This is a genomic window from Bacillus sp. AC266 (assembly GCF_979253805.1).
Map to the genome: position 1 here is coordinate 55,921 of NZ_CEEDEC010000006.1, position 15,106 is coordinate 71,026.

The 15,106-nt window shown below is 31.9% G+C and carries 16 protein-coding genes and 2 pseudogenes; 4 read left to right on the plus strand and 14 right to left on the minus strand.

The genetic code is table 11. From position 1 onward, the window contains the following. Positions 1-16: 16 nt before the first annotated feature. The 12 genes from AC0IXC_RS22325 to AC0IXC_RS22380 form a co-directional block, all read right to left on the minus strand. On the minus strand, positions 17-757 hold the full coding sequence (locus AC0IXC_RS22325; protein ID WP_471653332.1) for an SDR family NAD(P)-dependent oxidoreductase: 741 nt from the start codon (positions 755-757) through the stop codon (positions 17-19). A gap of 20 nt (positions 758-777) precedes the next feature. Then, positions 778-1,818 carry a beta-ketoacyl synthase N-terminal-like domain-containing protein gene (locus tag AC0IXC_RS22330; RefSeq protein WP_471653333.1) on the minus strand — a complete coding sequence of 347 codons (1,041 nt, stop codon included), beginning with the start codon at positions 1,816-1,818 and terminating at the stop codon, positions 778-780. Positions 1,819-1,856: 38 nt separating this feature from the next. Beyond that, positions 1,857-2,288 (minus strand): 3-hydroxyacyl-ACP dehydratase FabZ family protein, encoded by a 432-nt coding sequence (locus AC0IXC_RS22335; RefSeq protein ID WP_471653334.1) that lies wholly within the window; start codon positions 2,286-2,288, stop codon positions 1,857-1,859. A 120-nt stretch (positions 2,289-2,408) separates the two neighbouring features. Next, positions 2,409-2,816: an acyl-CoA thioesterase gene (locus AC0IXC_RS22340; RefSeq protein ID WP_471653335.1), complete on the minus strand. Its 408-nt coding sequence runs from the start codon at positions 2,814-2,816 to the stop codon at positions 2,409-2,411. Positions 2,817-2,923: 107 nt separating this feature from the next. After that, positions 2,924-4,129 (minus strand): beta-ketoacyl-[acyl-carrier-protein] synthase family protein, encoded by a 1,206-nt coding sequence (locus tag AC0IXC_RS22345; RefSeq protein WP_471653336.1) that lies wholly within the window; start codon positions 4,127-4,129, stop codon positions 2,924-2,926. Positions 4,130-4,161: 32 nt separating this feature from the next. Next, positions 4,162-4,437: a phosphopantetheine-binding protein gene (locus AC0IXC_RS22350; RefSeq protein WP_000433020.1), complete on the minus strand. Its 276-nt coding sequence runs from the start codon at positions 4,435-4,437 to the stop codon at positions 4,162-4,164. Positions 4,438-4,468: 31 nt separating this feature from the next. Next, on the minus strand, positions 4,469-4,744 hold the full coding sequence (locus tag AC0IXC_RS22355; protein ID WP_471653337.1) for a phosphopantetheine-binding protein: 276 nt from the start codon (positions 4,742-4,744) through the stop codon (positions 4,469-4,471). After that, positions 4,737-6,224, minus strand: a complete 1,488-nt coding sequence (locus AC0IXC_RS22360; RefSeq protein WP_471653338.1) for a class I adenylate-forming enzyme family protein — start codon at positions 6,222-6,224, stop codon at positions 4,737-4,739. The genes AC0IXC_RS22355 and AC0IXC_RS22360 overlap by 8 nt, the downstream gene beginning before the upstream one ends. Positions 6,225-6,240: 16 nt before the next feature. Continuing rightward, the gene (locus tag AC0IXC_RS22365; protein WP_471653339.1) at positions 6,241-7,722 is read right to left on the minus strand and encodes a class I adenylate-forming enzyme family protein; all 1,482 of its coding nucleotides are present in this window, start codon (positions 7,720-7,722) and stop codon (positions 6,241-6,243) included. A 138-nt stretch (positions 7,723-7,860) separates the two neighbouring features. Then, the gene (locus tag AC0IXC_RS22370; RefSeq protein WP_471653340.1) at positions 7,861-8,832 is read right to left on the minus strand and encodes an adenine nucleotide alpha hydrolase family protein; all 972 of its coding nucleotides are present in this window, start codon (positions 8,830-8,832) and stop codon (positions 7,861-7,863) included. A 53-nt stretch (positions 8,833-8,885) separates the two neighbouring features. Further along, positions 8,886-9,143, minus strand: a complete 258-nt coding sequence (locus tag AC0IXC_RS22375) for an acyl carrier protein (RefSeq protein WP_471653341.1) — start codon at positions 9,141-9,143, stop codon at positions 8,886-8,888. Positions 9,144-9,216: 73 nt separating this feature from the next. Continuing rightward, complete coding sequence (locus AC0IXC_RS22380; protein ID WP_471653342.1) at positions 9,217-9,990, minus strand: alpha/beta hydrolase; 774 nt, start codon at positions 9,988-9,990, stop codon at positions 9,217-9,219. Between the two features lie 481 nt (positions 9,991-10,471). On the opposite strand from AC0IXC_RS22380, the pseudogene AC0IXC_RS22385 reads away from it, so the two are divergent. Next, positions 10,472-10,672: pseudogene (locus AC0IXC_RS22385) on the plus strand (transposase); the annotation flags it as partial. Between the two features lie 214 nt (positions 10,673-10,886). On the opposite strand, the gene AC0IXC_RS22390 reads toward AC0IXC_RS22385, so the two are convergent. After that, positions 10,887-11,186: a hypothetical protein gene (locus AC0IXC_RS22390; RefSeq protein WP_471653343.1), complete on the minus strand. Its 300-nt coding sequence runs from the start codon at positions 11,184-11,186 to the stop codon at positions 10,887-10,889. A gap of 442 nt (positions 11,187-11,628) precedes the next feature. On the opposite strand from AC0IXC_RS22390, the pseudogene AC0IXC_RS22395 reads away from it, so the two are divergent. Continuing rightward, positions 11,629-12,960 (plus strand): annotated as a pseudogene (locus AC0IXC_RS22395) (IS3 family transposase). 80 nt (positions 12,961-13,040) lie between these two features. On the opposite strand, the gene AC0IXC_RS22400 reads toward AC0IXC_RS22395, so the two are convergent. Beyond that, on the minus strand, positions 13,041-13,388 hold the full coding sequence (locus tag AC0IXC_RS22400; protein WP_471653478.1) for a hypothetical protein: 348 nt from the start codon (positions 13,386-13,388) through the stop codon (positions 13,041-13,043). Positions 13,389-13,699: 311 nt separating this feature from the next. Here AC0IXC_RS22400 and AC0IXC_RS22405 point away from each other — a divergent pair, with 311 nt between their 5' ends. Continuing rightward, the gene (locus tag AC0IXC_RS22405; RefSeq protein ID WP_471653344.1) at positions 13,700-14,188 is read left to right on the plus strand and encodes a hypothetical protein; all 489 of its coding nucleotides are present in this window, start codon (positions 13,700-13,702) and stop codon (positions 14,186-14,188) included. Between the two features lie 100 nt (positions 14,189-14,288). After that, complete coding sequence (locus AC0IXC_RS22410) at positions 14,289-14,588, plus strand: contact-dependent growth inhibition system immunity protein (protein ID WP_471653345.1); 300 nt, start codon at positions 14,289-14,291, stop codon at positions 14,586-14,588. Positions 14,589-15,106 lie beyond the last annotated feature (518 nt).

Sequence of the window (15,106 nt, forward strand, 5' to 3'; positions counted from 1 at the left end):
ATTAATCTTCCTTTCCCTAAATAAAGCCTCCATCCGCTACTATAACTTGTCCTGTTATATAACTAGATGCATCACCTGCCAAAAAAAGAGCTATATTAGCAATTTCGTTTGGGCTTCCAATCCTCCCCAGCGAATGTTTGTTTCGCATCAATTCATTCGTAATCTTTACGTTATCTATCATTTCGGTATCAACGTATCCAGGTGCTATTGCATTTACTCTTATATTTTTTGACGCCAATTCCTTAGCAAGCGATTTTGTTAATCCAATTACTCCAAACTTTGAAGCACAATAATTACTTTGACCCGGTATCCCAACTATACCTGATACCGATGCTATATTAATAATACTTCCGTACTTTTGCTTAATCATATTTAATAAGACACTTTTGCAAGTATAAAATGGTCCATAAAGATTGGTCTTTATTACTTTATCCCAATCACTATTTTTCATGGAATATAATAGGCTATCCTGGGTTATCCCTGAATTATTCACTAATATATCAATTCCTTTAAAATCATCTTGTATTTGCTCCATTACTTTATTCACCTGTTCTGCATCGCTTACATCCATGTTATAAATAGCCAGCCTGTCTGAATAGCTTTCTAATTCGCTTTTCATTTGATCAGATGAATCCTTTGACTTATAATAAGTAGCGGCAACAACAGCACCCTCCTGTAAATATTTCTCGACAATCGCTCTGCCAATACCTTTGCAGCCACCTGTGACTATGATTCTTTTATTTTCTAATCCCTTCATTCCTACACCCCTTTCCATTATTAAGCTGATTTAAGCACTGCAAGCATATAATTTCCAGATATATCATAACCTGAAACCAGCGCACAATTGACCTTCCTCTGAAGTGAATCTAACTTCAATGGTAGCCTGCTATTTTTAATACATAATGCTGCTACCATAACATTCATATTAAATGCCGCCCCTAAGGTTTCACCAAATAAATTTTTCACATGATTGACATATAAGGTATCTTTGTTTAATACTTCTTGAGCAGCTTCTAACTCTACACAATCAAAATATGAATTATTACAGGAGCTAAAAAAGACATCAATATCATATTGCTTTACCGCTTCACTGATTAATTGTTTAATTTTCCCTCTAACTTTATTTTCCTCTACTCTGTCAGTGATAGGGTATTTGTCAATATTGCATTCGAAACCATCAACTATATTGCAATATGCTAAGCCTGAATCATCCTTATTTTTCACTAATAATGAAACTGCTCCCTCTTTTATGAAAATATTCTTAGAATTTTCATGTATCTGAAAGGTATCATGTAATTCTTTACAATATTCTTCAATCGCTCCAGTCAGAATATAGTCTGTATGCTCCTTATTCATCAAAATCTGTGAATAGGTTAGATTATTACTCCCCATTAAAACAGTACTAACACCTTTGAAGCCAAGTAACATGCATATGTGTCCTACACAAGTATTATTTACCGTGTTGGCAAATATTGTAGGACTGCAAAATTCATAATCACCTTCGACTACACTTTCACTAAATTTTAATGAAGACACTATCGGCCCATAGCCGGTAGTATAAACAGTACCGACCCTTTTCTTATCTATATTGTCTACATTGATTTTGGAATCCTTAAGAGCCATCTTTGAAACATAGAAGCCTATTTCAGAATAACGGTTTGCTTTTTTTCTTTGGCTTAAGGATAATCCTGATTCAAACAGAATTTCATCTCCACTATTAAGGGTTTCACCCTCTTGCATTAATTTTTCCCAAATCGTTTCTACATCATTACCTAAATTGCTTATTACACCAATTCCGATTATTGATATTTCATCCATATAATTCCTCCTGGAATACAAGTTTAATAGTAAACTTATTACAATAAATCTTCCATATAATATAAAGTTAATTCACCTTGTGCGACTATTTCATCATTTACAAGAGCTTCACATCGAATCCGTGCCATTTTTTTTATTTTCATAACAATTTCTGCGTTAATGTACATTCTGCAATCAGGAATGACTTTTTGAAGAAATTTAACATCATTTACTTTTCCTAAGTAAGACTTTAACATTTGAGGATTTTCTTCATTATAGAAAATAAATGCTCCAATTTGAGCCATAGTTTCAATAATCAATGTCCCCGGAAAAATAGGATCATTAATAAAGTGTCCTTTTGCCCAATCTTCATCCCTTTTTATATTTCTATATCCTTTTGCAGATTGACCATACATTACCTCGCAAATATTATCAATACATAACATTGGTTTGCGAATTGGTACCACTTCTAAGATTTTTTCTAATTCCATATTATTTGCCTCTTTTTTATATAAATTTTAACTTATCTTAAATTTATAATTTTGTGTTTGCATGAACATACTACTTTTGACCCCATTCAGGCTTATATTCCTAGTTACCATTTAAATCCTCTAAACCACAAAAGAAGAATCCACTAATTTTTTGCTTATCCATTCTGGTATTTCTACACACATTTTATTCTTTTCATTTACACATACATGAACCGTTTTACCATAAGCATACTTCTTTTTTGAAGTTTTATCTTTAATGATATAGTTAAATTCCAGCTTAGCATTTTCAATGATTCTGCACTCCACCTCCAAAATATGATAATCCAAAGAAAATTTAAGAGGATTTTTATAAATACAAGATGACTCTATAACCGGAAATTTAACATCTGATTCCACATTAAATCCAAATATATCTGCTGAAAATTGAAATCTTGCTTCTTCGAAGTAATTATAATAATTTCTATGATGAACAATCCCATATGCATCTGTATCGCCAAAACGAATTTTAAAATTATATCTATATTTCATATTTCCTCCATATTCAACTAATTTACTGAATAGCTACAATTTTATATAGACCGTGTCAAAACCTATTCAAGTCTCCAAGAGGTGACTATAAGGATAAGCTTATTATGTTATTCGCAGTAAGAACCAACTAATATACTGGCTGTATTTCCAGCAAATGCAAAATTATTTGATAAAGCGGTCCTGATTTTTATGTTTTTATTTTCCTTTAATAACTCTATATTTCCATATCTATTCATTTCGTTATACAAATTCACATTTTTTATACATATTCCCTTATGAATTGATAATATTGTAACTGCCAGTTCAATTACTCCTGCCGCAGCCAGACAATGTCCAATCAAGGATTTTGTAGATGATACCAATACCTTTTTATTCGTATCCTGAAACAAATTTTGAATTGCTCTAAGCTCCATTTTGTCATTCAGTACTGTACCTGTTCCGTGCACATTAATGTAATCAATACTCTCAAGCTCTTTATTACTATCTGCAATAGCCATATTCATGGATAAAAACGCACCTTCTCCTTTCGGATCAGGACTGGTTATATGGTATGCATCATTATTAATCCCATATCCCAATATCTCAGCATAGATTTTAGCATTTCTTTCCTTTGCACTTTCAAGCGATTCTAATACTAAAAATGCTCCACCCTCCCCTATATTAATGCCGTCTCTCTCCTCATCAAACGGCTTACATACTGATTTCGTTAATGCTCTCAAGGAATTGAAGCCGTAACAACTAAATTCACTAAGTGGGTCAGCTCCTCCCACTACAACTAAACTTGCTTTCTTGCTTTTAATTAAGTCAAGTGCGATGCCCACCGAAGTAGTAGAAGCTGCACAGGCAGTTGTTGTGGTGTAACAACCGCCTTCTATGCCTATAAAATCCTTTATCCACGGTAAAAGGCTTGGAATTTGTATTAACCACTCCGGCTCAAGCTTTCCTTTCAATTTACTTTTCATATATTGCATTATTTTCCCATTATTCCCAAGAGAAGTTGCAAAAGAAAGATATGCTTTGTTTCCCAACTTTGAAATATATTCTTTTGTTAAGTTACTATCTTTCATCATCTCTACCAAACATTTTTCAATGATTAACTGTATTCTTTCTTTATCGCTAGGCAGCTCTGTTAAATACGGAAATTCTTCTTCAATCTGTCCAACGTATTCTGTACTAAATATAGAAGCATCAAACAAAGAACACTTTTTTAAACCTGACACCCCATTGCAACAATTTTCGAAAAATTCATCTTTATTATTACCATTCCCTGCTATAAGCCCAATTCCAGTTACAACTACTCTAGGACTCAACACTCGAATATTCACCTCCCACAAAGTATCCAATTTTATTTCTTATTTTTTATAAAATCAGCAATGGAAGATACATTTTGCAAAGCTTCCATATCTTCATCCCCAATTTTTACATCAAAATCTTCCTTAATGGCTATAATAATCTCTATCGCATCAATGGAATCTAAGCCTAGTCCAATACCTTTCTCATCATCTGCTGAAAAAATTGGCACATTATAATATTGTGTATAAACATCGTCAGTTATATTTTCAATTCCCAGCCTTTTAATAATACTTTCCAATACCTGCGCTTCTAATTGATAATTTTCCATAATAATTCATTCCTTTCGTACTTTTATACTTTTACTTTTCTTCCGTTACTTCTTTGTTAGAAAGCTCTATTTTTTCTCTTACATTAGCCGATATTAATTCAATATTCTTGAAATTATTGATAGATAGATCAAAAATATCAAACTCAATTTGAAATATTTTTTCTAATTGCTTAACTAATTTCACAAATGTGATTGAATCAAATATATTTATAGCTAACAAATCGGTATTCTCTGTAATGTCTTTTTTTTTGCCTATGCATTCCAATATTGTGTCTTTAATAATTATTTTGATTTCTTCACTATTCATTTAGTGTATAAACCTTTCTTTGTATTTTTCCATTCTTTGTTTTCTTGATATCGCTTACAAATTGTATTTTTGATGGAATCTTATATTTTGCTAAATGCTGTAAACAATACTCCTCAATATCTAAAACATTTATTGCGCCATCTATAGGTATAACATCAACTATAATTTTCTCATCTAAAATCGGATCCGGAATTCCATATGCATAAGCTTCCTTAACCATTCCGCTATTTTGCAAAGCAGCTTCAATTTCTTCCGAAAAAACAGTATAGCCTCCAGATTTAATAATATTTTTTATTCTGCCAACTACGTATAAATAACCATCTTCATCAAAATAGCCAATATCGCCAGTATGTAAATAACCGTTGTTCAGTGCTGCTTTTGTGGCTTTAGTATTATTGTAATATCCTTTCATTACAATAGGACCACCTATTAAAATTTCTCCAGTAGAATTCGGCATACCTTCCCTATTATCAATTTTGACATTGCTATTTCTATAGGGCTTTCCCGCAGAATGGATTTTTTCATAAAATAGTTCCTTATTATTTCTGGATATATCAGGATGGATGCCCGATACAATACAAGTTGCTTCCGTAATTCCGTATCCCGGACTAAGTCCAACTTCCGGAAAATACTTCATCATGATTTTCATTGTTTCCGGAACTGCCTTATTCCCACCAATTCCTATGAATTTGAGTGAATTATAATTACTCGGTCCAAGCTTATCCACATCCGAAGCTAAAATATTCAGCATACTTCCAATGCAAATAAGATGCGTTATTTCTTCTTTTCCAATTGTTTGTAAAAGAGTTGCGCTATTGAAAAATGACGGCATAAACACAATGGTCCAGCCTAGCAAGACGCATGTGGTTATTACGACAGTACCAAAGGAGGTACAGGCTGGCATAGCAATCAATACTTTACCATGAGTCGATGTATCTAAGGCACCCTCAACCCAGTCTGTGCAATTCGTCATGATATTTTTCTGAGTCAGCATCACAATTTTATGTATATCCGTTGAACCTGAAGTATTTAGAAGCACACAAGTATCATTTATTTTGCTTTCATCGTAACAAATGCTTTCCAAATCATCTGTATTTGAGTCATATAGCGTTTCATTATCTACACAAATAATCTTGATATTGCTGTTTTGGCACATTGCCTTTAATTGTTCATAGTAATCATGAGTGCATAAAATGACATTAGAGCCTGTACGTTCTATTGCACTAATTACTTCATCTTGTTTACTTAAACTTGAAATCGGATATACGATTTTATCACAAGCTAATATTGAAAAGTATGAAACGACATAATATATATTATTCGGTATACATATAATGATAGTGTCTGAAGCTTCACCAGAAAGCTTCCTGCCTAGCAAACTGCTTTTTCGGAATAATTCTTTATAAGTAATTTTATCTTCTCCGTATATAACAGCCTCTGTAGATAAGTTTTTATTCTTTTCGAGAAATTGATAGACCATTCTTATATTACCCCCCTTATAAAAATGATTGTTTTAGCATTTCTTTTAACTCGCTTCTCTTAATTTTCCCATTTGAAGTTTTAGGCAGTTTATCCACAGTATATAAAATACTAGGTATTTTATATGATGGTAATTTTCTCCTTAAAATTTGCGATAAGTCATTGATATCCAGCTTTTCATTTTTCAAAACTATTACAGCTGCAATTTTCACATTCTCTTCCTTACGGCACTCAACAACGGCGGATTCCAAAATATTATCATGCATATTGATGTAATTTTCTATTTCCACTGGACTAATTCGGTACCCAAGATATTTTATAATGTCATTTTTCCGCCTTATAATATAAATATATCCATCGGAATCCTTGTAGCCGATATCCCCTGTATAAAGCCATCTGTCTTTTAGCACTTTCTCGGTTTCATCAGGCATATTTAAGTAGCCCGACATTATGTTATCTCCCTTTACAATAATCTCACCATTTTCATCATGTTCAACCTCTATACCCTCTTCATCAACAATTTTAAGCGTAACGCCCTTAATCGTTTTTCCGACAGAACCAAGCTTTTGCTGAAGCATATTTGGTTCTAAATAGGTTAATCTTGCACTTGCTTCGGTTTGTCCATACATAACATATATTTTTAAGTCCTTGTTCATGTTATTCAGCTTGATTAAATTTGACTTCACCGTCTGCTCCCCCGCAAGTGTAATATATCTAAGTTTTCCAAAGCTCTCCGCTGTAAAGTTCCCCTGTTTCAGCATTATATTTAGATGGGAACCTACCGTAGAAAAGCCTGTTATATTTTCTCTTTTTAGTATATTAAGAATTTCTTGTGGATAGGTTGCTCTAAATATATATAATAAACCGCTCGCTTTTGTATGCGTTAATAATATGGAATTACCATACGAATAAGTAAATGGCAGCGTAGCCAAAATACTATCAGAATGATCTAGACACAAATAATCTAAAATAGAATCTGTATTTGTAATTAGATTTTTGTGAGTCAGCATAACCCCCTTTGGTTTACTGGTTGTCCCTGAAGTATAAATAATCATTGCAAGCTGCCCTGTCCTACATTGCTGGCTCTCAACACAAACTGTGCTATCAATTTCTTTTATACTAATTGATTGAACATTGTTTTTTTTTGCCAACTCTGTATTTTTAATATTCGAAAAAACACTTGAAGAAGTTAATAGAAGCGCAGGCTTACAGTCCTCTACAATATCATTTATATTCTCAATGGTTGATGATATCGTGATAGGAACAACTGTTGCACCCAAATATAAAATCGCAAAATAAGATATGATATATTCGATTGAATTTTCCATATATAAAATTACTTTGTCATTAACACCAATACCATTATTTTTAATTTTAACAGTCATGGCTTTTATATATTGATTCACTTCGTTATATGTCCAATATTTTTGGTCAAAAACATAATAGTTATTTGGATATGTTTTGCAGCTATTATGAAAATACTCATACAAATTCTCCAATTCATGTCGCCCCTAACCATCGCAATCGCTTTCATTGTTATCGCGAATTACTTCATGAAGTTAAATATCCACCTCATATCAAAAACTATCTTTGCTTCTTTGTTTCTGCATACGCAAATTCAAATGTAAACGCTCCACTTAGCAATTATTTAACTTTTGTTCAACATACTTAATAATTTCCTTATTATCATCTTCCATAATTCTGCTTAGAGCTTCTTCTCTATCCATTGAATTGCTTCTAACCAAATGGGATAGCTCTAATGCATATGGATGAAATCCATACTTTTCTTTATGCTTATGAATGGCATATGCATTCATAAGGCAGTTGGTACTATTTCCATCGGTATCTGTAGGCTTGACCCATCCAAATTCTGAAATTTTATCAAGAATTTGATTTTCATTATAATTATCATTCATAAATGGATAAAACAAAGCAGGTATATTGTCTTTATTTTCATCCACCAAATCATCCATCAGTAAAATTGAGCTATAGCTTTCTCCAAATTCCTTTATTATGTTACCTTTGATTCTAGCAAAGTTAGATTTCAGAGTTCTATAATCTAATTTAACGACTTGCTTATTGATATTAATCTGTCCAGGTGTAAAGCCAAATGTGATATATGGAATTTTTCTTAAAATTGCTTCTTTGTAAACATACATTTTTACCAAACCAATGCAATAAGTACAGATAGCACTAGCCCGCTCAAGGGATTTTTTTGGTAAAGATTCATCTTCATTTGAATATTTATATATTGCATTTATTTTCTTGGTAGAAGGAGCAACGATTAAGCTATCTGCATTAAGACTGGCACAAACATTTCTAATATTACTGTATGTTTCCTCTGCTAAAAATCCATTATCAAATGTAACAGCTAAAACATTCAATTTGTATTTTTCTTTTAATAAATATAAAGTATATGTGCTGTCTTTTCCTCCGCTATATGCTAATACAATATCATAGTTTTTCCCATTTGTTTTTAAGCCGAGGTCCTCCGGCTTTTTATAATCGGATGTATATGTTTGAGTTTTACAAAAATTACACACGCCATCATCATCTATTGTAACGGAAAAAAGTTTATCTGATAAAGTACATTTAGAACAATACTTCATTTGATAACACCTCCATATTGAAAAATATTCACAAGAACAATTAAATAATTATCTTATGCAAGCTTTTTTAATAAATACTCTGAAATCAAATCGATCGAATCAAGATTTTCTTGAATGATTTCTTCATCTAAGACTGATATTTTAAATTCACGCTCGAGAAATGCAACCAACTCCATGATACCAGTGGAATCCAACACACCAATCTCTAAAAATGATGTATCATCAAGAAGTTCATCGTCCTTATAGCCAAATAAAAAATTTTCTTTCATATAACTTCGAATTTCATTTTTGATTTCTTTTATCTCTTGCAATATACTTCTTCCTCCTTTATCATCCAGCTAGAGCTCCAAAGACTTTTCTATTTGACTAGAATAATATTTTGAATTATTTCAGAACTTTCTTTAATGCTTTTTTTAATGCTTGATCGAAAAAATACCAGTCATGATTGCCTGACCATTCTTCATACTCAATGTCAAAGTTAAGATTCCGCATTTCATTGTTGAATCTTACATTAATATCACGCATAAAATCTTCAGTTCCACATGCGATATATATTTCAGGTCTGACTGACTGATCTTTGATCTTGTTAGCTAGGTCCAATATCTCGTGCTCATCACTCCAATTCAAGTCACCTCCTAAAATCCCTTGAAAATCCTTGAGCATCTGTTCTCCATAAACCATTCTAAATCTTTCAATCTCTCCATGCTCATCTAAATCCTCCTTCAAAAATAAGCATGGTGATGAAAATGCACAACAATACCCATATTGCTCTGGCTTTGATAATGCGCATTTCAAAGCCCCGTATCCTCCCATTGAATCACCAATAATTATCGTATCCTCTCTTTCTGAAGAAATGTTAAAGACACTTTTACATATAATTGGCAATTCTTCAGAAACGTAGCTAAAAAATTTAAATCCAAATTTCATATCCGAACAAAAACTTCTGGATATTTCTGGCATTACAAATATTGCATTATAGTCATTTGCATAAACAGGCAGCATCGTATAATTTGCCCAATCACCATTACCTCCGCAAAGACCGTGAAGCAGATATACCACTTGATAATTTTGCTCCATATTAAATTTGTTTGGAATAATAACTGTTATACTGGTTTCCATTTCTAGCATATTAGAATAAACACTACCTCTTAATATCATTGCTATACCTCCGTTTATGGGCTATGACAACCAAAATGGTTTTCTAGGGCCATGTGCAAATAAGTCCCAATTACTTTATTAAAGAGAATGAAATGTAACAAAAACGAACGTTTATGTTACATTTTTTCTTTTCAAATACAGAACTAAATTGCATTGAATTTAGATGTAACTAAATACTGTACCAAAAATTGTTTGTAACAATATTAATTAGTCTCCTTTTTGTTACACTGTCCGGCTATGTTTTGGAAAATTATTGCATATGGCCCCATATTTTGCATTTGGTTGCCATACCCCTTCATTCTTATTAATTGCATTTTTTTAAATACTTAAAAATAATATATCCAAAATTTACTATTTAATTTTTTTCTTGTCAACCCTTTTTATAACAAAAAAGTATTATTTACCCATATTTTAAACTATTTCCTATTATAATTCACAATTTCGACACATAAAACTAAGTCATTAACTGAAGATTTCAAACACAAACTGGTTACGGACGTTAAGTTTTCCGACCATGTATAAGGGCTTTCAAATCCAAACGATTCGTACCCACCTAATCAAAGTGGCAAGCAAGTTGGTGAAGTCTGGTCGCTCACTCTATTTCAAAATGTCCTCAAGTTTTGTCTATAAAAGCCTTTTTGGGGACGTACTCACCCGAGTGCAACAGCTAAAATTCAACTAAATATCCCATTAAAAAAAATCGAACCCGCACCAAGAGAGAAGTCTTCTCAAAAATCGAATTCATACCAATAACTGGTTAAAATCACCTTTAATTGGACTGTTATATATTTGCATATTTGCCTTAACACTATAAATCTCATAAGATCACCAAATTTTTATACTTCGATGAATAATTCAGGTTAAAACGAAATTACTTATTATTGAAATGAATAAATTTAAATTGTGTTAACCATTCTTCGAATCTCCACTTTTAATGTAGTAGCTTCCTTCTCAATATATATACGCGCTTGAATTAGTTTATTCTGAAGTTGTCTTAAGTCTTTTGAAGATTCTTTGTCTATTAACATATAAACTTGGGTCAAACTAATCATTATCTTAATATCACTCAAAGCATCCTGAATAATTCGATCGAACTGCTTTTGCTCACTACAATAAATTGCTTTTGATACTTTTTCCATACAAGTAGTCATTTTCTGTTCTAAAATATAGGCAAATCTCTTGGTATCTAGATCCATACCACTTTCCTCCACCTTCAATATGGTTCTGTATCATGTCTGTTCATGGATAAATGATTTAACTAATTTATAAAATATCCAAAATACTGACAATTAATATTCTATCACATCAGAAGATGAAATATATGTAAAATATTTCTTAAATATAGAAAAATTTGTGAATTTTTCGGTTCTGGTGCAAAAACTCACAAACTATTGTAAGTAATCTTCTACACTTGGACATACTGATATGTGTTATTCTAACAAAGGGGTACGGAAACGATTCGAAGAATACCCCGTCATATCCCCAAAATTTTCATTTAAGGAAGTAACCTATCAGGGAATATGAACTGTACCCCGAATCATGGCCACTTAAAAAAAGCCCCATGATTCGGGGTTTTTGTGTATTTTTATCAAAAAACCTCGTAATAATGGGACCAACGATAGAAATGAGGTATGGAGAATGATTAAAATTATTTTTAACGAGATTCAAATGAAACAGCTAGAAAAAAATAAAAATGTATTAAAAGCGTCGGAACGTTCGATTAGCTATTGTCCAGATTTCAAAATAAGAGCGTTAAAAGAAAATCAACAAGGAAAAGGTCATAGCCAAATCTTTTCAGAGAATGGGTTTAACTTAGCTGTGATTGGTGAGAAGAAACCAAAACAATGCTTGAAACGTTGGCGAAGAACCTTTGAACAATTTGGTGAAGAAGGCTTTTATACAAAACGCCGCGGGAAAGGAAGCACGGAACGCCCTTCGGAAAAACCTCTCTCCTCTGATGAAAAATTAAAAAAAGCGGAAGTACGTATTGCGTTTTTAGAAGCGGAATTGACATTCCTAAAAAAGTTAGATGAACTCGAAAGGCATGCGTTACAGAAGAAGCGTTAACACCACGAGAAACATACGCACTGATTGAACAAACCATACATCGATTCCAATTCCCACGTATGTTGCGTTACCTTTGCACACTGGCTGGGGTAAGTCGGAGTGGATACTATGCGTGGCTTCATCAGTCAGATAAACATCTAGAAAAAGAACGTAATGATGAAACAGACTATGAATGGATCCAAGAAATTTTTAATCGAAAAGAAAAAATATGTGGTGGTCGTTCTATCAAAATGGTGTTGGAAAAGACAAAAGGAATTTGTATGAATCTCAAGCGTATTTACCGTATTATGCGTAAATATAATCTTGTAACAAAGATTCGCCGAGCGAATCCTTATAAACACATCGCAAAAGCGACACAAGAACATGAAACATGTCCGAACCTTTTAAAGCGCCAATTCAATCAAGAAGAGCCTGAAAAAAGTTTGTTAACCGATATTACCTATTTATTTTATGGACAAGGAAAGAAGGCTTATTTATCATGTGTAAAAGACAGTACAACACGAGAGATTTTAACCTATCATGTCTCCTCTTCTTTACAAATTGGATATCGTCTATCGAACATTAGATAACTTGAAAGAGAGATTAGGAGAAGTCATCCATCCTGAAGCGCTTCTACATTCAGACCAAGGTATTCATTATACACACCCTGAATTTCAGAAACGTGTAAGAGAAATGGGGATCAGACAATCTATGTCCCGTAAGGGCAATTGTTTAGACAATCCACCAATGGAATCCTTTTTGGGTCATATGAAAGATGAATTAGATTATAAATATTCCTAAATATTTGAATCCCTTGAGCTCAACATAAAGGATTATATGGAGGAGTATAATTATAATCGTTATCAGTGGACATTAAAAAAAATGGCTCCGATCGAATATTGGGACCATCTTTTAAGTGCTTGATTTTTCAGGGCTTTTTTATTAAACTATCCATTATATAGGGTACAGTTCACCTAAAGGATAAGCTTTTTTGTCTATATTTATTAAATTTTATTGGATTTCTTCCATGCTAAAACAGTAATCAGATATTGAATACCAAATAGGACAACGAAAAGTATAATGAATTTTGCTATTACTCCTAACCATCCAACCAAATCTTCAGGGAAGTAATATTTGTATGTAGTAGCACCTATTGCGACAAAACAAAAAGTAAAGGTATTACTCATTTTTTCTTTTAATTTTTCGTTTAATTGTTCTTTATTATTAATATCTGTTTCATAAATACCAATCAAAATAGATTTAATCAAAAAGAATATCATATAAAAAATTATAATAGCTAATGAAGCAGCCCATTCTAAAAATGGACGGTGTAGATATGCTCCTCTTATTATAAATTAGAACTATTTGTTCAAGAGATTCAAAGTTACTCGTACTTATCTCCCAATTAATTGTGCATTCTAACCTTTTCATCTACTAAGTTTTCTTACTAAGGAATGGAATCTAAAAAAGAAATAGAAATGAGCCTTTTTTATTATTTTGTTCATTTTTTTCGTTTTAGGAGAGATTTTGTTTTTTAGCTTGATAACAATGTGGAGATATCCTAGGTTTAAAAATCCCTTTAGTTACTACATACTAGCAACAACCTTTTGAAATTCAGGTTACTCCGATGTATAATTATCAAAAAATCTAAGGAGCTATATATATGGCTAATATAAAAATAATAGCTGAGGTTCTGAGTATAGGGTTACAAATTGGTTTATTTTCAAAAACTGAAATAATTGATTGGGCTGATCAGACAATTGAAGCATTAGATAGCCCTTCTATTGAAATTATAGAAGTTTCTCTATCTAGTAATGATAAGTTGGTTGACATCGTACCTAAATTAAAAAACGTAAAAGGAACGTATGATAAAAAATTACCCGTAAAAATAATACTGGGGCTGTTATGGGATAAATTTATCCTAAATGAAGAAAATGTATTGAAAATAAAACCATTTATATCTAATTTGATACATAATAATTGCTGTGAGGGATTCAGTTATGTAGATGAACAGCTATATAATTTTAATGAGGAAATTAATTTAGCCGCAGATAATATATATGGGAATCTAGAAGATATTAGTCAAGAATTAAAAAGCTTTTTATCTCCTTATAAAGACTTTAGTAAAGACTTTAGTTTTTGGGAAACTTGAAAATTAGTAAATGGATGGAAATAGATCCTTTAGAAATAGATTCTCATAAAATGATAGTTTTATTAGTACAGGATTTCCAGAAAGATAGAGGTGAATTTACATGAAAGATAAATACATACAATATGAAGAATTAGGTGATTTTTTAGCAGGAACTTTCTATCAAGATATTGAATCACTCGAATTTGCCATAAACGAATTTATCACTGAAGTTACTAATATATGTTTAGAGAATACTATTGAAGACATTACAGCATTCCTACAAAGTGGTTTATCTGTTTATGAAAAAGAAGAATTCATCATATATAATACCGAAATTTATTTTTCTGCTTCAAACCTTACTCCTATAGAATGGCTAGAACAAATAATTAAACTCTTAAAAAGAGCATTAAAAAATAAATAGTAAGACCGATTTTCAACCGCCCTTTACAGGTGATCTTTTACTTTTTCTACTTCACATATACAAAAGATTCATTTGTCGTAACATAATATACTCCCCCTTTTCATTCATGATTTTTTACTTCTTTTCTCTCCCTTGCCAATGAATATGGTATATAATTAAGCACCTTCCAAAACTGTTTTTCTTCCACATTACGAGAAAAATCCCCTCAAGTTATCTCAAAATCAGGACAATTATTTAATATTCCTTATACTCTCCAACATACAACAAAATACATCGTAAAATATGTTTTACGATGTATTTTAAAAAAGAAATCTTCATCAGTTTTTTCACCCATATATTTATGAGGAGCCTTACCATTCGCAATAAACTCCTCAATTTTAAAACAATTCTTTTAATTGTATACTATACGTTTTTGTCACTTTACCCATAAGTTGGCCGTGTGTTAATTATTAACCCATGAGATAATCTCTTTATATACTATATATGAATTTTATCACTTAATATTTATTGAAGAAAAG